Annotated in this window: 15 protein-coding genes; all 15 read left to right on the top strand. The window is 42.0% G+C overall.

All coding sequences use genetic code 11. The features are described from left to right. Window positions 1-28: 28 nt before the first annotated feature. The 15 genes from INT03_RS14575 to pyrF all read left to right on the top strand — a co-directional run bounded on the left by INT03_RS14575 (window position 29) and on the right by pyrF (window position 18,075). Window positions 29-1,474 carry a glyceraldehyde-3-phosphate dehydrogenase gene (locus INT03_RS14575; protein ID WP_193009484.1) on the top strand — a complete coding sequence of 482 codons (1,446 nt, stop codon included), beginning with the start codon at window positions 29-31 and terminating at the stop codon, window positions 1,472-1,474. Between the two features lie 293 nt (window positions 1,475-1,767). Then, window positions 1,768-2,985, top strand: a complete 1,218-nt coding sequence (gene cgtA / locus INT03_RS14570) for an Obg family GTPase CgtA (protein WP_193009483.1) — start codon at window positions 1,768-1,770, stop codon at window positions 2,983-2,985. A gap of 79 nt (window positions 2,986-3,064) precedes the next feature. Beyond that, window positions 3,065-4,237, top strand: coding sequence for a glutamate 5-kinase (gene proB, locus INT03_RS14565; protein ID WP_045445028.1), 1,173 nt, complete (start codon window positions 3,065-3,067; stop codon window positions 4,235-4,237). Between the two features lie 293 nt (window positions 4,238-4,530). Beyond that, window positions 4,531-5,667 carry a uroporphyrinogen decarboxylase gene (hemE, locus tag INT03_RS14560; protein WP_193009482.1) on the top strand — a complete coding sequence of 379 codons (1,137 nt, stop codon included), beginning with the start codon at window positions 4,531-4,533 and terminating at the stop codon, window positions 5,665-5,667. Window positions 5,668-5,777: 110 nt separating this feature from the next. Then, the gene (gene argC / locus INT03_RS14555) at window positions 5,778-6,845 is read left to right on the top strand and encodes an N-acetyl-gamma-glutamyl-phosphate reductase (protein ID WP_055124420.1); all 1,068 of its coding nucleotides are present in this window, start codon (window positions 5,778-5,780) and stop codon (window positions 6,843-6,845) included. 101 nt (window positions 6,846-6,946) lie between these two features. Beyond that, a complete protein-coding gene (locus tag INT03_RS14550; protein WP_045445038.1) occupies window positions 6,947-7,813 on the top strand; it encodes a hypothetical protein in 867 nt (288 codons plus the stop codon). A 102-nt stretch (window positions 7,814-7,915) separates the two neighbouring features. Continuing rightward, window positions 7,916-8,323, top strand: coding sequence for an ATP-dependent Clp protease adaptor ClpS (locus INT03_RS14545; protein WP_087814601.1), 408 nt, complete (start codon window positions 7,916-7,918; stop codon window positions 8,321-8,323). Window positions 8,324-9,045: 722 nt separating this feature from the next. Then, window positions 9,046-11,619 (top strand): AAA family ATPase, encoded by a 2,574-nt coding sequence (locus INT03_RS14540; RefSeq protein ID WP_193009481.1) that lies wholly within the window; start codon window positions 9,046-9,048, stop codon window positions 11,617-11,619. 180 nt (window positions 11,620-11,799) lie between these two features. Further along, complete coding sequence (locus INT03_RS14535) at window positions 11,800-12,537, top strand: uracil-DNA glycosylase (protein ID WP_193009480.1); 738 nt, start codon at window positions 11,800-11,802, stop codon at window positions 12,535-12,537. Window positions 12,538-12,549: 12 nt separating this feature from the next. Next, window positions 12,550-13,119 carry a tRNA adenosine(34) deaminase TadA gene (gene tadA, locus INT03_RS14530; protein ID WP_193009479.1) on the top strand — a complete coding sequence of 190 codons (570 nt, stop codon included), beginning with the start codon at window positions 12,550-12,552 and terminating at the stop codon, window positions 13,117-13,119. A 179-nt stretch (window positions 13,120-13,298) separates the two neighbouring features. Further along, window positions 13,299-14,081, top strand: coding sequence for a (d)CMP kinase (cmk, locus tag INT03_RS14525; RefSeq protein WP_193009478.1), 783 nt, complete (start codon window positions 13,299-13,301; stop codon window positions 14,079-14,081). A 310-nt stretch (window positions 14,082-14,391) separates the two neighbouring features. Then, entirely contained in the window at window positions 14,392-16,083 is a 1,692-nt protein-coding gene (rpsA, locus tag INT03_RS14520; protein ID WP_055124414.1) for a 30S ribosomal protein S1, read from the top strand. Between the two features lie 327 nt (window positions 16,084-16,410). Then, window positions 16,411-16,716, top strand: a complete 306-nt coding sequence (locus INT03_RS14515) for an integration host factor subunit beta (protein ID WP_045445047.1) — start codon at window positions 16,411-16,413, stop codon at window positions 16,714-16,716. Between the two features lie 172 nt (window positions 16,717-16,888). Then, the gene (locus INT03_RS14510) at window positions 16,889-17,302 is read left to right on the top strand and encodes a lipopolysaccharide assembly protein LapA domain-containing protein (protein WP_045451852.1); all 414 of its coding nucleotides are present in this window, start codon (window positions 16,889-16,891) and stop codon (window positions 17,300-17,302) included. Window positions 17,303-17,376: 74 nt separating this feature from the next. Then, a complete protein-coding gene (gene pyrF / locus INT03_RS14505; protein WP_060490714.1) occupies window positions 17,377-18,075 on the top strand; it encodes an orotidine-5'-phosphate decarboxylase in 699 nt (232 codons plus the stop codon). Window positions 18,076-18,109 lie beyond the last annotated feature (34 nt).

Raw genomic sequence — 18,109 nt, 5'->3', positions numbered from 1 at the left:
TACTGATCACACATTACTGACCATAAGGATGTTTCTCGTGAGCAACGCTGATACCTTACGCCAATTACATCAAGACCACTTAAGCAACTACAACAATCAAGAGCAACAAGCGATTGAGCTGATGGGGCTATTGAATAAGCTCTATAATGAGCAAGACGTACAAGTGACCTTGTTCGGTGACACATTAAATACGACGTCAGTTGGTCAAATATTGGCATTGCATCAAAAAGTAGCTTTGCGTAACCAAGACGCTAAATCTATTGATATCGCTGACACTTTAGCCATGGTTAAAGCGCTAGCGGCCAATGATAAGCTTCAGTCTGCACAGGTTGATGTTGGTCAGTTAATCGCTAATGACAGTGATTTACAAGCAGCACTTCAAGCAGTTAATGTTGATGGCACTATTGTTAATCCGGCGACTGATGTCGTGTTATACGGTTTTGGTCGTATCGGTCGTATTTTAACTCGCCTGCTATTATCACAAGCGTCAAGTGCTAAAGGTATGCAGTTAAAAGCCATTGTTGTACGTCCTGCGGCATCTGGCGATTTGGCCAAGCGCGCCTCATTGCTAGAGCGTGATTCGATTCATGGTAGCTTTGCTGGTGGCGTGGTGGTTGATGATGAAAACAACGGCTTGATTATCAATGGTCGCTTTGTTCAGGTCATCTACGCTAAAGATCCAAGCGAGATTGATTATACGACTTACGGTATTAATGATGCGTTAGTGATTGACAATACGGGCATTTGGAAAGATGAAGCGGGTCTTGGCAAGCATTTGCAATCGACTGGTGTGAAAAAAGTCCTATTAACAGCCCCAGCTGGCGGTGAGATTAAAAACGTTGTTTATGGTGTAAACAACGATACAGTCGGTGAAGATACCATCGTCAGTGCGGCGAGCTGTACCACCAACGCAATCACCCCAACGTTAAAAGTATTGAACGATGAATACGGTATCGAAAACGGTCACGTTGAAACGATTCACTCATTCACTAACGATCAGAACTTGATTGATAATTATCATAAAGCGGATCGCCGTGGTCGTAGTGCTGTATTGAATATGGTTATTACCAGTACGGGTGCTGCTAAAGCGGTTGGTAAAGCACTGCCAGAGCTTAGTGGTAAACTAACGGGTAATGCCATCCGTGTACCAACGCCAAACGTCAGCTTAGCGATTTTAAACTTGAATCTTAAAACAGCACCAGAAAATGCTGATGCATTAAACGAGTTTATGCGTAAAGTATCTAATAGCAGTCAGTGGCAAACACAGATTGCTTATACAGATTCTACCGAAGCGGTATCGACAGATTTTGTTGGTGATACCCATGTAGGTATCGTTGATGCCCAAGCGACTATTTTGACCGACAATCATGCCATTGTTTATATCTGGTATGACAATGAAGTTGGCTATAGTACGCAAGTATTACGTTTAGCCACACAAATGGCAGGCATCAGTTATACACAGATTCCAGCTTAATACATTTGTACAGCAGTAGTGAGTTTTTAATATTGAGGTACTCTTTATAAGAAAGTACTTTGATAGTCACTTTTAGCATGGACAAATAGATGTGATTTTTTGAGTTAATATATACCGCACCCGATAGTCCAATTGGTTATCGGGTGTTATTGTCATAAATAAAGCAATGATATAATGATATATAGCAACATAGACGCAAGTCTCCTATTTTTTAAAAGATACCTATAGGCAAAAGAAGCAGTATATGACTGCTATTGAGTCTATAAACTAGAGTGTAAATAAAGGAACGTAAGATGCGATTTATTGATGAAGCCGTCGTAACGGTAAAAGCAGGTGACGGTGGTAACGGAATCGCCAGTTTTCGCCGAGAAAAGTATGTCCCACGTGGTGGACCTGATGGTGGAGATGGTGGCAAGGGCGGAGATATTTACGTCATTGCAGAGGATAACACCAACACCCTAGTGGACTATCGTTATACCCGTCGTCACGATGCTATGCGAGCAGAGAATGGCCACAGTAGAAACTGTTCAGGCAAGGGCTCTGATGATTTGTTTTTACCAGTACCTATCGGTACCACGGTAGTTGATACCGAAACTGACGAAGTGTTGGGTGACTTGATTGAACTTGGTCAGACGTTACTGATTGCCAAAGGTGGTGATGGTGGTTTGGGCAATACCCATTTTAAGAGCTCTACCAACCAAGCACCGCGTAAATCGACGTCTGGTTTTGAAGGTGAGTTAAAAGTTCTTAAATTTGAGCTAAAAGTTGTGGCTGATGTTGGCTTGATTGGTTTGCCTAATGCTGGTAAATCTACCTTTATTCGTCAAGTCTCTGCTGCTAGACCAAAAGTTGCTGACTATCCGTTTACCACCCTCGTTCCGAATCTAGGTGTGGTTGATATCGGTCGTCATCGCTCATTTGTGATGGCAGATATTCCAGGTTTGATCGAAGGTGCTTCAGAAGGTGCTGGACTTGGCATTCGTTTCTTAAAACATGTGGCTCGTACTCGTCGTCTGTTACATGTGGTTGATGTAAAGCCAATTGATGGCAGCAATCCGGTAGCCAACGCTCGTGTTATTTTGAATGAACTTGAGCGTTTTTCGCCTGAGTTATCCAACTTGCCCCAGATTTTGATATTAAACAAAATTGATCAGGTGCCTGACGAAGAGTTAGATGAGCTTTGTACTCATATTGTCGCCGAGCTTGATTGGACAGGCGATGTATTTCGCACGTCAACCTTAATGGGTGAAGGGACTGATGCAGTTAAATATCATTTAATGAATGAGATTGAGCTAGAGCGTGAGCGTGAACTAGAAGATCCTATCTTCGCTGAAGCACAAAGAACCCGTTTTGAGCGCTTAGAAGTAGAAGTACGTCTAAACACTGAGGCGCAGCGTGAAGCATATCGTGCGGCCCGCAAAGCGGCTCGCGAAGGTGTAGATTTAAGCGACGACGATGCTGATTTTGACGATGACGACGAAGATGGTGTTGAGGTCATTTATGTTCCTTAAGCTAACAGGCTTGAGCTGATATACTTGAATTTTTTAGATCAATCCCCGTAATCAATTCACATGAGAGACAGGAGTTTATATGGCAGGTGACATAGAAAACACGACCGAAGAAGCAAGGTTTATTAAACAAACTCGCAACTTTGATATTCAGCGCGTTATTGTCAAGATTGGCTCATCGTTGTTAACCAATAACGGTCGAGGGCTGGATCGAACTGCCATATATGAGTGGGCAAAGCAGATCGCTAAATTGCACAAGCAAGGCGTCGAAGTACTGCTAGTATCGTCAGGTGCCGTTGCTGAAGGTGTGGTACGAATGAACCTTGAGGAGCGCCCGAAGAAACTAGCCGCACTACAGGCCTGTGCTTCTATTGGTCAAATGGGTTTGATTGAAACGTGGTGGTCAGCATTAATTCAGCATGGTATCCAAAGCTCGCAGTTGCTACTGACGCATGATGATTTGTCTAATCGTAGCCGTTATCTCAATACGACAGGTGCACTGACACAATTACTAGAGTGGCGCGTGCTACCAGTCATCAATGAAAATGATACCATTACCATTGATGAAATTAAATTTGGTGATAATGATACTTTGGGCGCGATGGCAGCGGCGATGGTCAATGCCGATTTATATATCATTTTAACTGATCAAGATGGGGTGTTTACGGACAACCCACGTGACAATCCTAATGCAAAAATGATTCGCCAAGAGCGTGCGATGGCGGATTACTTATTTGATATTGCAGGGGATGGTGGCAAGCTTGGTCGCGGCGGTATGCTGACCAAAATTCGTGCTGGTCGTCTTGCAGCGATGGGTGGTTGTCCAACCGTTATCGTGAGCGGTGCTATCGATGATGTTATTACTCGTGTGGTATCAGGCGAGGCGGTTGGTACTTTATTGACCACCAATGATCAAGACAAAATCATTGCACGTAAACAATGGCTTGCCGCACATTTACGTATGTCAGGCACTCTAATAGTCGATGCAGGCGCAGCAAAAGCAGTAGTTGAGCATCACAAGAGCTTGCTACCGGTCGGCGTTGTGGAAGTACGCGGTGATTTCGATGAAGGTGACGTGGTTGAGGTGGTGCATCAAGATACGGGCGAGCGTTTAGCGGTTGGACAAGTGAACTTCTCATCTCGTGATGCTTGCCGAGTGGCTCGCGAGCGTACTGAACAGTTTGATAGAATTCTTGGTAATAATGAAGAGCGTGTGGTCATGGTACACCGTGATAATTTAGCGCTGACCATGTAGACCATTCATGGTATTCATCTAATTTCAAATATGAGCACGATATTATTGATTAAAGACCAACGGCAAATGACGCTCTAAAAAGCACAAATACTTTTAATGATTATTATTCTTATGATTGTTAACACGAGAGATATTAACCAATAAATTGTTATTAGCGAATATCTCATTATTTGTGGTTTTTTAGAATAGATTGTCGCTATCTAAACGTTTTAATATTCTTTTATTCAACTTATTTTATCCAGCACCGTATTCATTGATGATCATGAATGCGGTGTTGTTTTGGAGATTTGTACATGAGTGCTTCAGACAATAGTAACTCGATCCAGCAAGAGTTTGCGCCTTTAAAGAACGACAGATTGTTACGGGCATTACGCTTTGAATCAATAGACACCACGCCAGTCTGGATGATGCGTCAAGCTGGTCGTTATTTACCAGAATATAAAGCAACTCGTGCAGAAGCGGGCGACTTTATGAGTCTGTGCAAAGATACGGACCGCGCCACTGAAGTCACTTTACAGCCACTACGCCGCTATGATTTAGATGCTGCTATCTTATTTAGTGATATTTTGACCATACCTGATGCTATGGGTCTAGGCTTATACTTCGAGGCGGGCGAAGGCCCTAAGTTTAAACATCCTATTCGTACGCAAGTAGACTTAGATAGATTGCCAGTACTTGAACCCAATGATTCTCTTGATTATGTCATGCGTGCAGTGACGAGCATTCGCAAAGCGTTAAATGGTCAAGTGCCGTTATTTGGTTTCTCTGGTAGTCCGTGGACATTGGCCACTTACATGATCGAAGGCGGCAGTTCAAAAGACTATCGTTATACTAAAGGCTTTTTGTATAGTAACCCTGATTTTCTGCATCAATTATTAGATAAATTAGCCACTTCTGTCATTGATTATCTAGATGCACAAGTGGTCGCTGGTGCTCAAATTCTACAGATTTTTGATAGTTGGGGCGGGGCGCTTGGTCATCGTCAGTTTATTGATTTTTCTCATGCTTATAATAAGCGTATCGTCGCTGAATTAAAAGTACGCCATCCGCAAATACCAGTGGTATTATTTACCAAAGGTGGTGGGTTATGGTTGGATGTGCAAGCAGATAGTCAAGCCGATGTTTTAGGATTAGATTGGACGATGCCCATTGATCGTGCACGCCAAGTATTGGCTGAAAGTCAGCGTCAATTGACCAAACAGCATAAAAAACTACAGAGTAGTAAAGCCATTCAAGGTAATTTGGATCCAGCAACATTGTATGGTTCACCTGCGACGATTCGTGCTGAAGTAAATGCAATGCTTGATAGTGCTTATGCGAGCGGCGAAAAAACCGGTTATATAGCAAACTTAGGTCATGGTATTACGCAGTGGGTCAATCCTGACAATGCCAAAGTATTCATCGATGCGGTGCACGATTATAAAATCTAAAGCCGCTTGAATCCAAAAATGACAAAGTTCAGGCATATAAGCGAGCTTTCTATCTAAGATTTGTTTAACAAACACTGATATTTACTAAGTAAAATAAAAAGGAATATCTTATGATTTCAGCAGCGATTGTTGGTGGTACAGGTTATACGGGTATTGAGCTGATTCGCTTGTTATCTGCGCATCCTGAAGTATCTATTGATTTGCTAACCTCGCGTAGCGAAGCTGGTACACGCGCTGATGAGATATTTCCAAGCTTACGCGGTATATCAGATATTGTCTTTAGCGACTTGGGCGATGAGACGCTTGCAACGCTGCAAAAGTGTGATGTGGTCTTTTTTGCCACTCCACATGGCGTAGCGATGAAGCAAGCAGAGGCGCTAACGCAAGCCGGTGTGAAAGTCATTGATTTGGCTGCTGATTTTCGTTTGCAGTCACTGTCCGATTTTGAACACTGGTATCAGCAGTCGCATGCCTGTCCTGAGCTATTAAAGACAGCTGTCTATGGTTTACCTGAAGTCAATCGCGATAAACTTGCCACTGCTTTAGTCGTCGGTAATCCGGGTTGTTATCCGACCACTGCTATTTTGGGTTTGAAACCAATAATCGATATGCAAAATAAGCAAGCAGAGAGACTGGTGGAATCACGCATCGTTATCGATGCAAAGTCTGGTGTTTCTGGCGCTGGTCGCCAAGCTTCACTTGCGCTTAATTATGCTGAAACTACTGATAACTTTAAAGCTTATAGCGTTGAAGGACATCGTCACCTGCCTGAGATTGAGCAAGGCGTGGCGCAGCTATTAGACAGCCAGTTCACCCATCGCATTCGTTTTTTACCGCATCTTGTGCCGATGATACGTGGCATGCTGAGCTCTATTCATCTTGAGCTGACGGATGCGGGTGCTGCTATTGATTGGCAGCAGATATTTGAAACATGCTATGAATCAGAAGCGTTTATTGATGTCATGCCAAAAGGTATTTATCCAGATACCCGTAGTGTCCGCGCCAGCAATCGTTTACGCATTGCTGTGCATCAAGACAATGAACGTGCGGAATTGACAGTGATTGTCGTACAAGACAATTTGGTAAAAGGCGCAGCAGGACAAGCGGTACAAAATATGAATGTCATGTTCGGATTCGATGAAACAATGGGTCTAAACTTTGCACCTATTGTTCCGTAGCAGATGTTTAGCTGTGGTCAAATCATTCACATTTATGGTGCTAGGTATTGATTATAAATTCCGCTATAATATTGCCATTACTGTTAAGAGATATTGTCTAAATGCGTGTCAAGCTTGTACGACGCTTTTGCTCACAGCCCGCACTTTCATCGTGCAAAGACTCTGATTTGTATCATTTAGAGCGTAGTCCGCATTCTCTTAAAACCAATGCTAGTTCAGTAACTAAGGTAGGTGGTACCCAACAAGGGGCATCCACATTGGTGTTGGCTCTCTTTGTCGTTGTCATATTGGTGACTGCCATTGTTGGATTGATATTCGGTCATAAATTAGGATATCAGCGTGGCTTTCATTCTATGCAAACTGAAACCAAGCAAGCGATGATCAATAGCACTGAGGCAACAGAAGCGCTGGAAGATTTGCGTCTTAGTCATAAAATAGCGGCCAATCAAGCCGCTACTGCTAAGCAGGAGCTGGCGATTAGCTTGGCGAACATCAAAGAGTTGCGTGAAAACCAGCAAGAACTAACGGTTGAGAATAGACAAGTCTCTCAACTGAATGAATTATATGCTGATGTCCTTCGTGACAAAGGCGGCATGCCTTTACAAGTAATAGCAGCAAAGATTGAGCCGTTACCTGAAAATGCCTTCGAATATGGTTTCGATATAGGCATGCTTGCTAGCGATGGCAAAGCCAAACGCCTAAAGCCAACGTTGACGTTGCTCAATGACGATGATTTTGTAGAGGTGCCGCTAGATCCTCCAGTTTATACTATTGAAGGTATCGTTCGTATTCGTGGTCGTTTCATGATGCCATCAGGCTTTAAACCGTTACAAGTCAAACTTAGCTTACAAGCTGGCGGACAACAAGTAGAGCAGCTCTATGATTGGAAGCTTGGCGACCGAGTTGATAATATGCCGCTATCACTTTTAGATTTACCTGAAGTCGACGAAAGTCCGATTGAGCCTTAATCTATTCATATTTAAGAGCGCTATAATAAGCATTGCGTTTGCCAACCTCTGCTAGCGCCCTTTATTCTGTTATAAATATAACCATTAATTTGTATGCCAATTATGATAAAACAAACCCTATTGCAAGCGTTGCCAACTGTTGCTGATTGGCACTTTCCAACCATACCTGCTCACCGTGCACAAGATGGTGATACGGATGGCGAGACCTCGCCACAAGCAGATGTACTGGTAGCAGAGCCAGAAGTGGCTAAGCCGCCTATGTATGCCGTCGTTATGTATAATGATAATTATACGCCGATGGAGTTCGTCGTTTATATTTTGCAGTCCGAATTTCGTCATAGTATGGATTCGGCAGTCGAAGTTATGCTGACGATTCATAACAGTAGCAAAGGCATTGCTGGTATCTATCCTAAAGATATCGCTGAGACCAAAGCCAAAAAGGTAAATAGTCTGGCACATCGTGAAGGCTATCCATTATTGACCCAGATTGAGCCACATCAAGGCGAATAAGAAAATAGCGTAAATATGAATTTAAAGTTCTATCTTCTTCTCGTGTTTCTATCTTATTATTTCCAATGGTTTTATCGTTTAGAAACCCTTTCAAGCTCTAAAAACCGCTCATTGTGAGCTTGATAGGCACTCTGTATCCAAGCAGTCACTCATAAATTCCTTATTATAAAAATGTCCTAACCTTGATTTTTCTTTAATATACCCTTATCTATATTAAGTCATCACATCAAACAGCTGTCTAAATTTTATAGAAATGATTGCTGCACTCGTATCATTTTCTAGTCATCCTATTAACTTGAATTTTTCTATAATTTAATCAGCTGATGGCTTAAAAAAGTCAGTTGTATCTTTCATTCTCTCATTTATTATTCTATTACCGATTTCTCCTTTATTTGCTCAGTTTTTGAAGCTTTCATACTATTTCGTTACTATAAATATTGATGCGCAGTACGCCTTGATACATTTTAGTCTGTGTTAATAGATTGACTCTTCTTAAGTATCGTGTTGAGATAAAGAAAAGCAAGTATGAGTGATCAAAACGCTTAATTGGTGACAAGTAGATAGCACTGCTACTTGAGTAATACATGGTCAATATCATTTAGCGCTGTCTTTTGATAATACAGATTTAGCCCTTGAACAATCCATCTGTCGCCCTGATTTACTTACTAACTCATTCATAAAGCTATCAATTATAAAGATAGGTATAACCGTAGGAAGTCGTTATGTTAAGTCGTCATCTTGAAGTTTCTTTGCGTTTAGCAATGACACTTGCGCGCCAAAAATCGCATGAGTACCTCACTGTTGAGCATCTATTATTGGCGTTATTAGAGAATACTCACGCTGCCAATACATTAACTGCCTGTAATGCCAATGTTTCAACGTTGCGTACCGAGTTAGAAGCTTATATCAATAAGCATACACCAACGGTAGACGCAGACACCGAGCAGTCACCGCAGCCGACCCAAAGCTTTGATCGTATTCTACAGCGTGCTATTTTCCATGTACAATCTATTGGTGGTGGTCGCCTTGTTGAAGGCTCAGATATTTTAGTGTCTATGTTTTCAGAGCACGATACTTATGCCGTTTATTTGCTCAAAAAGCAGGGTATTAGTCGTCTTGAGTTGACCCAATACTTATCGCATGGTCAAGATAAAGACGAGCCATCCGAGCCACGTGCTTCTATGACGGGCGAACGCCGTAGTGCCTCAGAAAAAACCAGTAAAGATCCCTTGGTTGAGTTTGCGACCAACCTAAACCAGCGTGCGGCTGAAGGTAAGACTGATCCACTAATTGGACGTGGCCCTGAAATTGAGCGAGCCGCGCAAGTATTATGTCGTCGCCGTAAAAATAACCCGTTATTGGTTGGTGAGCCTGGTGTTGGTAAGACCTCTATCGCTGAAGGCTTGGCGTGGTTGATTATTAATGATAAAGCACCTAAACCATTGAATGGCTGTGTGATTTATAGCCTTGATATCGGCTCATTAATCGCTGGTACTAAGTATCGTGGTGATTTTGAAAAACGCATGAAGTCACTGCTTGATGCGCTAAAGAAAAAGCCCAATGCAATCTTATTTATTGATGAGATTCATATGATTATTGGTGCAGGGTCGTCAATGAGTAGCAATATGGACGTATCAAACTTGATTAAGCCAGCACTTGCTAATGGTGAGCTGCGCTGTATCGGCTCAACCACCTTTACCGAATACCGTCAAGTGTTTGAAAAAGACCATGCACTGTCACGTCGTTTCCAGAAAATTGATGTCAAAGAGCCCAGTGTCGACGATACAATTGATATTTTACGTGGTCTGAAGCCTCGTTATGAGGAATTTCATAACGTTGAATATACCGATGAAGCGTTGGTCACCGCCGTTCAATTATCTGCTAAGCATATTCACGAGCGTTTTTTGCCAGATAAAGCGATTGATGTGATTGACGAAGCAGGTGCCTATAAGCGCTTAGGCGTGATTCCTGATGCTGATGATATTGATGCAGAAGAAAGCTTCATTGCGGATATAGAGCAAGATTTTGATGCTCAGATTGATGCCGATGTTGAGGGTCTCGGTGGTGACACGTATAGCGATAGCGAAATGCAGGATGAAGCGGAAACTGCAAAAGCTAATGATCGTGCCAAATCGTTCAGTGAGTCAAAAAGTGCCAAGGCTAAGAAAAAACCACCGATGAAAATCGATGTGGCAGATATTGAAGCGATTGTTGCCAAGCTTGCACGTATTCCTCCCAAGTCAGTATCGAGTGATGATAAGAGTATTCTTCAGCACTTAGATCGTGATCTTAAACACTTAGTGTTTGGTCAAGATGAGGCCATTGAAACATTAGCGGATGCTATTAAGCTATCGCGTGCTGGTCTCAAAGCACCAGATAAACCAATTGGTTCATTTATGTTTGCCGGTCCTACTGGGGTGGGTAAAACCGAAGTTTCACGTCAATTGGCAAATTTGTTAGGCGTAGAGCTGGTTCGTTTTGATATGTCAGAGTATATGGAAGCCCATACTGCATCGCGTTTGATTGGTGCGCCTCCTGGCTATGTCGGTTATGATCAAGGTGGTTTGTTGACTGAAAAAATCAATCAACATCCACATTGTGTTTTATTGCTTGATGAGATTGAAAAAGCGCACCCTGATGTCTTCAACTTGTTACTGCAAGTGATGGATCATGGTACGTTGACTGATAACAATGGTCGTGTGGCTATCTTTAAGCAAGTCATTGTGATTATGACGACCAATGTCGGTGCTGATAGTATTAGCCGCTCTTCAATGGGCTTTACTCAGCAAGACCATAGCCGTGATAATACGGAGTCGCTCAAACGTGTCTTTACGCCAGAGTTCCGTAACCGTCTAGATGCCATCATCCAATTTAACCCATTAGATACCTCCGTGGTGGTATCTGTGGTTGATAAATTCTTGGTTGAGCTACAAGTCCAGCTTGATGATAAACAAGTCACCTTAGAGATTGATGACGAAGTACGCGATTATTTGGCTCACAAAGGCTATGATCGCCTAATGGGTGCACGCCCAATGCAGCGTCTGATTCAAGATGAGATCAAAAAGTCATTGGCAAGTATGATTTTGTTTGGTGATTTGGTCAATGGTGGGGTAGTACATCTCACCTTAGAGCCTGAAGCTAATGATGAACAAGATGGTGATTCTGTTAAGCTTGATAAGTACAGTGGTAAGACGGATTATAACTCTACATATAAAGGATCAGCAGATAGTCGTATTATCTTGACGGTCGTTGAGACTCATGAGCCACATCCAGACTCTGAGTCACTCGCCAGCTAAGTTTTTGCTACTAATGTAATAACAACGGTTACCATGTTACTGTGGTAGCCGTTTTTTTATTGCTATAATTCATAACAAAACCAACGTATGAAATCGCGAGCTCCCATTCATGTGCGAGATTGGTTTACGCATCATTACCCGATATTTATCTAATCGATAACAAATATAACAGGACATACTATGGAATTATTCGATGAACAAACGCCAAAAACGCCAGCGCAAAAACAAGCAATTTTAGACAATGTGCGCTTGCCAGAAGATTGGAAAACGGCATTAGCAGACGAGTTAACTTCTAACAATATGGACAACTTGCGTGCGTTTTTAAAAGAAGCCTATCAATCAGAAAGTAGTATCTATCCGCCAGCACCCTTAATATTTAACGCGTTAAACCTGACCCCTTTATCACAAGTTAAAGTCGTGATACTAGGTCAAGATCCATATCATGGACCAGGGCAGGCAATGGGCTTATCGTTTTCAGTGCCCAAAGCCATTCCAAAGCCACCCTCACTCAATAATTTGTTAAAAGAGATGGCGAGTGATATTGGTATCGCACCCTCAAAACATGGCGACCTGACTTACTGGGCACAGCAAGGAGTTTTGCTATTAAATAGCTCTCTGACCGTGCGAGAAAGTGAGCCAAATAGTCATCAAAATAAAGGCTGGGAGCAGTTTACCGATGCGGTGATTGATGTGGTTAATGAACAAACAGAACATACCGTATTCATATTGTGGGGCAGTAAAGCCCAGAAAAAAGGCAAATATATCAATACTGATAAGCATCTTATTCTGACCGCTGTACATCCATCACCACTTGCTGCCAATCGTGGTGGATTCTTTGGTTCCAAGCCGTTTTCTAAGACCAATGATTATCTAGTACAGTATGGGCAAACGCCTATCGATTGGCAATTACCGCAATAGTTGTCAAAATAAATGAAACATAAACAAAATATAAGCTTGAAGCCATATCCAACCGCAAATAGTCAGTTAGTTATTGAAGATATGCAAGCCAGCGCATTTTGGTCACTTCAAGATATGAGCTGGATGAACCTAGCTCTTAAACTTGCTAGACAAGGTGCTGAGCGTGGAGAAGTGCCGGTAGGAGCGATACTGGTACACGATCAGCAGATTATTGGTCAAGGATTCAATGAACCGATTGGGCGTCACGATGCGACCGCTCATGCCGAGATTGTTGCATTAAGAGAGGCGTGTGCGCGCTTAAAAAACTATCGTTTACCATTACAGACAACGTTATACGTTACCTTAGAGCCTTGTACGATGTGTATCGGAGCGCTCATTCATGCGCGGGTAGATAGATTGGTTTATGCAGCAAGCGAGCCACGAGCGGGTATGGTTGGTAGTCAGATAAATTTACCGATACAGCCTTTTTATAATCATGCTATCGAAGTACATAATGGCTTATGTCGTGAGCATAGCAGCCAGATGCTTAAGACCTTTTTCCGTGAACGACGAAAAGCGGCAAAAAGGAAAGACAATTCATAAGCAATTAACAAGATATCGGTCTTGCTGCTAGTGATGGGTAGGTTTCTTTGCTATAATATCGCCCTATTTGATGACGAAATGATGAATTAATTGTCAAGCGTTTGATAAATAAGTAAATATTGTTCTGCAGCTAGCATGCACTAAGTCGTATCAGTATCGTCTACTATTAAGTGAGTATTATGACCGTCTCTACAGCTGATAACGCTATACTTGATAACTTTAGTTCTGGCAGTAATGATAACCAAGCGCCAGTGTTGCGCTATCCAGTTATCTGCATTGATGGACCAAGTGGGGCAGGTAAAGGTACGGTGACGTGGCGTTTGGCCCAAGCATTGAATTATCAACTGCTAGATTCAGGTGCTCTGTATCGTATCGTTGGACTCAAAGCATTTGAAGCGGGATTAGTTGGGGCAGACGGAAGCCAAGCCATTGACGAGATGGCTGTATTAGTATTAACGCAGCGCCTAGAGATTGCTTTTGTACCTAACAATGTGTCAGGACGTGTTGATATCTTAGTGAATGATGAAGCGGTTGGTGAGCAAGTTCGTAATGAAACCGTAGGCGGCTATGCATCACAAATAGCAGTATTTCCAAAAGTTCGTCAAGCATTACTAAAGTTGCAACAAGATATGGCAACTCGTTCTGGATTGGTCGCTGATGGTCGCGATATGGGAACGGTGGTGTTCCCAGATGCGGATGTAAAAGTATATTTGACTGCCAGTGCTGAAGCGCGTGCCGAGCGCCGCGTAACACAGTTAATAAATGCTGGTCAAACGGCAGATTTTGACGCGATTTTAGGGACGATTAAAGCTCGTGATGATCGTGATGAGAATCGAGCGACTGCACCATCAAAGCCTGCAGAAGATGCTCTACTACTAGATAGCTCTAACTTAGATGCTGATGCAGTTTATGCACAAGTGAAAAGACATTGTCAGGATAAAGGTATTTTCTTTAATAGTTAATAAAAACAAGTTAGTAAGTATGAAAAAGTTTCCTATACGCTTGATTTTAGTATAAAATCACAGTAGTAGACGCTAATAATCTCTAGAGAGTGATAAAAATATTCTTTCTAAATCATAGAGATTTAAAAGTATAAGGCATTGCAATATAAGACAGTTGTTGCTAGTAAGTTTAATAAGTTATGTGCTTACTAACAACAAACGTTTTTATATATGATTGTATGGGATATAAAACCAGTATTCTCGTTTTATGCAATCATAAATTTGATCCGTACTGTGCTGGACAGGATACGGCTATACAAAGGTAGACATAATGGAATCATTTGCTGAACTATTTGAAGCGAGCATCGAAGAAACAGGTCTGGATATCGAGCGTGGCTCGGTTATCACTGGTACTGTTGTGGCCATTGATAATGACTGGATCACTGTTGATACTGGTCTGAAGTCTGAAGGTATCGTCGCTCGTGAAGAGTTTTTAAGCGAAGAAGGCGAACTTGAAGTTGAAGTTGGCGATAGCGTTGATGTCGTGGTTGAAGCGGTTGATAACGGCATGGGTCAAACCTTGCTTTCACGTGAAAAAGCCAAACGTGTTGAAACTTGGAACTTCCTTGAAAAAATCGCTGATAATGATGAAATCGTAAAAGGTATCATTTCAAGCAAAGTTAAAGGCGGTTTCACTGTAGATATCGGTTCAGTACGTGCGTTCCTACCAGGTTCATTGGTAGATGTTCGTCCTATCCGTGACACCACGCATCTTGAAGGCAAAGAGCTAGAATTCAAAGTTATCAAACTTGATCAAAAACGCAACAACGTTGTTGTTAGCCGTCGTGCAGTTATGGAAGCTGAAAATTCAGCTGAGCGCGAAGAGCTATTGAACAAGCTTGAAGAAGGCATCGAGATCGAAGGTATCGTTAAGAACCTTACTGATTACGGCGCATTCGTTGATCTAGGTGGTATCGATGGTCTATTGCACATCACTGACATGGCATGGCGCCGTATCAAGCATCCATCTGAAGTTGTTGAAGTTGGTCAAGACCTAAAAGTTAAAGTATTGAAGTTTGACCGTGAGCGCAATCGCGTTAGCCTAGGTCTAAAACAACTTGGTACTGATCCTTGGGATAACGTTGGCGGCACTTACCCAGTAGGTAGTGTGGTTAAAGCACGCGTCACCAACTTAACTGATTATGGTTGTTTCGCTGAGATTTCTGAAGGTATTGAAGGTCTAGTACACGTGTCAGAAATGGATCATACCAACAAAAACATCCACCCATCAAAAGTTGTTCAAGTGGGCGATGAAGTTGAAGTAATGATTCTTGATATCGATGAAGAACGTCGTCGTATCAGCTTAGGTATCAAACAAACTCTTGCTAACCCATGGGATGAGTTTGATAAGAAACATGAGCGCGGTGATAAAATCACTGGTACGATCAAATCAATCACTGACTTCGGTATCTTTATCGGTCTAGACGGTGGTATTGATGGTCTTGTTCATCTATCTGATATCTCTTGGAACGAAACTGGCGAAGACGCTATCCGTAACTACAATAAAGGCGACACCGTTGAAGCAATGGTATTGTCAGTAGATGCAGAAGCAAACCGTATCAGCCTAGGCGTGAAGCAGTTAAGCTCTGATCCATTCAACGAATACCTAGTCAACAATGACCGCGGTGCTATCGTTAATGGTAAAGTAAAAGAAGTAGATGCTAAAGGCGCTACTATCGAGCTTGCTGACGAAGTTGAAGCGTATCTACGTGCCTCTGAAATTCAACGTGATCGCGTTGAAGATGCGACTAAGCATTTGAGCGTTGGTGATGACGTTGAAGCTAAAATCATCAGTGTTGATCGTAAAACTCGCAACATCAACTTGTCTATCAAAGCGAAAGACGAAGCTGAAGAGCGTCAAGCGATTAAAGAGCTAAGCAGCACTAGCACGACTAGTACTACTGCCAGTTCTGATGCACAGCCAAAAACAATTGGTGACTTGATCAAAGAGCAAATGCAGTAAGCTGCACGTTATTGATATAAGATTATAAAAGAAGCGACTATGGTCGCTTTTTTTTTTGCTTAAATTTTAAGTGTACTATTAATCAATGAGGTTTTTGCTCAAACAGGCAAACTCTTATTTCCATTTACCGTAATATCCGCTATCATTTGCAACATTGAGTAACGAGATGTGAATTATTACTTATTTAAGACACTGAGATTATTTTAGTGAATGGCTATTTATCCTTATGATCTTGATGTATGGCTTGTCTTAAAAGTAACCAGCTATCGAAAATGATGGTCCAATTCACAGTCATCTTATCCATTAATCAACAAGGCAAGCGTAATAATGCAGCAAGCGATTAACAAGTCCGAATTTATTAGTAATTTAAGTGCGAACTGTGACAATATGACTGATACTGTAGTCGATGATGCAGTACGTGAAATATTAAACTTGATGACCGATACGTTAGCCAATGATGGACGCGTAGAAGTTCGTGGTTTTGGCAGTTTTTGTCTGCACCATCGTCGTGCCCGTATGGGTCGAAATCCTAAAACAGGAGAAAGCGTACCTGTACCTGCCAAAGCGATACCGCACTTTAAACCAGGTAAAGCATTACGTGAAGCAGTCAATGATACAGTAGCAAATAGCTAAGTGTGTTATAAAGTATTTATTGGGTAAAATTGCCAACAAGAGTGCTTGCCAGCCATTTTTGCTAGAACTTATCACTAGTGAGTTTATAAGCATATAAATGTGTGGGTTGATGAAGGTTTTAGAGTGCTATTTTTAAAACACTAACGACATTCCAAATCGAGGTAGACGTCTCATGCGCTTTTTACTATTTGTATTGCTGTTTTTGAGCTTTGCTTATGCACTTGGTTTGGTGTTGGCAAACAATACCGAAGTTGGCGTAAATTTATTATTTTCTCAAGCACCGACGATGAATCTAGGATTGCTGCTGATTTTATGCCTTATGCTTGGTATTGTTATTGGCATCTTGTTGGCACTGCTTATCTTCCGTGTCTTACAGAATAAGTGGGAAATCTCGCGTTTGCAAAAAGCGAATGTGAACTTGCAAGCGCAACTGACACAAGCCAATGCTGTCATTGATCGCCAAGCAAGTGCGCCAACGGTGGAAGAAGCTGTTTATGGTTCGACAGCAACCAATGTGCAAGTGCAAGACGCAGAAGTACTTACTGTAGATGAAGGCGCGACACTTACCAAACAAAAGCGAGAATAAATTATATTTTGTACTGATCTATGAGCAGTCCATATATAGTGTTTTGATAATTCTGATATAGATATGGTAAAACCATGAATAATACAATGAACTCCCCAGTCATCGTTGCCTTAGATAATATGACGATGGAGGCATCGATAGCATTAGCTGATCAGTTAGATCCAACATCATGCCGCTTAAAAGTGGGTAAAGAGCTATTTACTCGCTGTGGTCCTGAGATAATTAAGGTGCTACATCAGCGTAATTTTGACGTATTTCTAGACTTGAAATTCCATGATATTCCTAATACTACCGCTCAAGCGGTACTAGCGGCAGCTGAGCTTGGCGTATGGATGGTGAATGTGCATGCCAGCGCGGGCTTAGAGGCGATGTCATTGGCTAAACAGCGCTTGTTAGACGGTAATTTTGATACCTTGCTGATAGCCGTCACCGTGCTGACCTCTATGGATAATCAAGCATTGATGCAAACAGGTATTACCGATGGTCTAGATGCGCAAGTGAGTCGATTGGCACAGTTAACCAAGCAAGCGGGTCTTGATGGTGTGGTCTGTTCAGCGCAAGAAGCTAAAACGCTTAAGACACTATGTGGTCAGGATTTTAAATTGATTACCCCTGGTATTCGCTTGCTAGACGACAATGCAGATGATCAAAAACGTATTTGTACGCCAAAACAGGCGTTAGACGATGGTTCTGATTATTTGGTGATTGGTCGTTCAATTACTCAGGCAGCAGATCCTGCGGCTAAATTACAAAAGATACTCCAAGGTATTTAGATACTTATAAAATATTTAGATATTTAAAAAGCGT

The sequence above is a fragment of the Psychrobacter sp. PG1 genome (assembly GCF_014897815.1).
Taxonomy (GTDB): domain Bacteria; phylum Pseudomonadota; class Gammaproteobacteria; order Pseudomonadales; family Moraxellaceae; genus Psychrobacter.
The sequence above is the reverse complement of the archived record's forward strand: the minus strand, read 5'-3'. Positions and strand labels throughout refer to the sequence as shown.

Bases quoted from the DNA above. Each gene is read 5' to 3' on its own strand.
- INT03_RS14575 (WP_193009484.1), top strand. From the start codon at position 29: ATGTTTCTCGTGAGCAACGCTGATACCTTACGCCAATTACATCAAGAC.
- cgtA (WP_193009483.1), top strand. From the start codon at position 1,768: ATGCGATTTATTGATGAAGCCGTCGTAACGGTAAAAGCAGGTGACGGT.
- proB (WP_045445028.1), top strand. From the start codon at position 3,065: ATGGCAGGTGACATAGAAAACACGACCGAAGAAGCAAGGTTTATTAAA.
- hemE (WP_193009482.1), top strand. From the start codon at position 4,531: ATGAGTGCTTCAGACAATAGTAACTCGATCCAGCAAGAGTTTGCGCCT.
- argC (WP_055124420.1), top strand. From the start codon at position 5,778: ATGATTTCAGCAGCGATTGTTGGTGGTACAGGTTATACGGGTATTGAG.
- INT03_RS14550 (WP_045445038.1), top strand. From the start codon at position 6,947: ATGCGTGTCAAGCTTGTACGACGCTTTTGCTCACAGCCCGCACTTTCA.
- INT03_RS14545 (WP_087814601.1), top strand. From the start codon at position 7,916: ATGATAAAACAAACCCTATTGCAAGCGTTGCCAACTGTTGCTGATTGG.
- INT03_RS14540 (WP_193009481.1), top strand. From the start codon at position 9,046: ATGTTAAGTCGTCATCTTGAAGTTTCTTTGCGTTTAGCAATGACACTT.
- INT03_RS14535 (WP_193009480.1), top strand. From the start codon at position 11,800: ATGGAATTATTCGATGAACAAACGCCAAAAACGCCAGCGCAAAAACAA.
- tadA (WP_193009479.1), top strand. From the start codon at position 12,550: ATGAAACATAAACAAAATATAAGCTTGAAGCCATATCCAACCGCAAAT.
- cmk (WP_193009478.1), top strand. From the start codon at position 13,299: ATGACCGTCTCTACAGCTGATAACGCTATACTTGATAACTTTAGTTCT.
- rpsA (WP_055124414.1), top strand. From the start codon at position 14,392: ATGGAATCATTTGCTGAACTATTTGAAGCGAGCATCGAAGAAACAGGT.
- INT03_RS14515 (WP_045445047.1), top strand. From the start codon at position 16,411: ATGCAGCAAGCGATTAACAAGTCCGAATTTATTAGTAATTTAAGTGCG.
- INT03_RS14510 (WP_045451852.1), top strand. From the start codon at position 16,889: ATGCGCTTTTTACTATTTGTATTGCTGTTTTTGAGCTTTGCTTATGCA.
- pyrF (WP_060490714.1), top strand. From the start codon at position 17,377: ATGAATAATACAATGAACTCCCCAGTCATCGTTGCCTTAGATAATATG.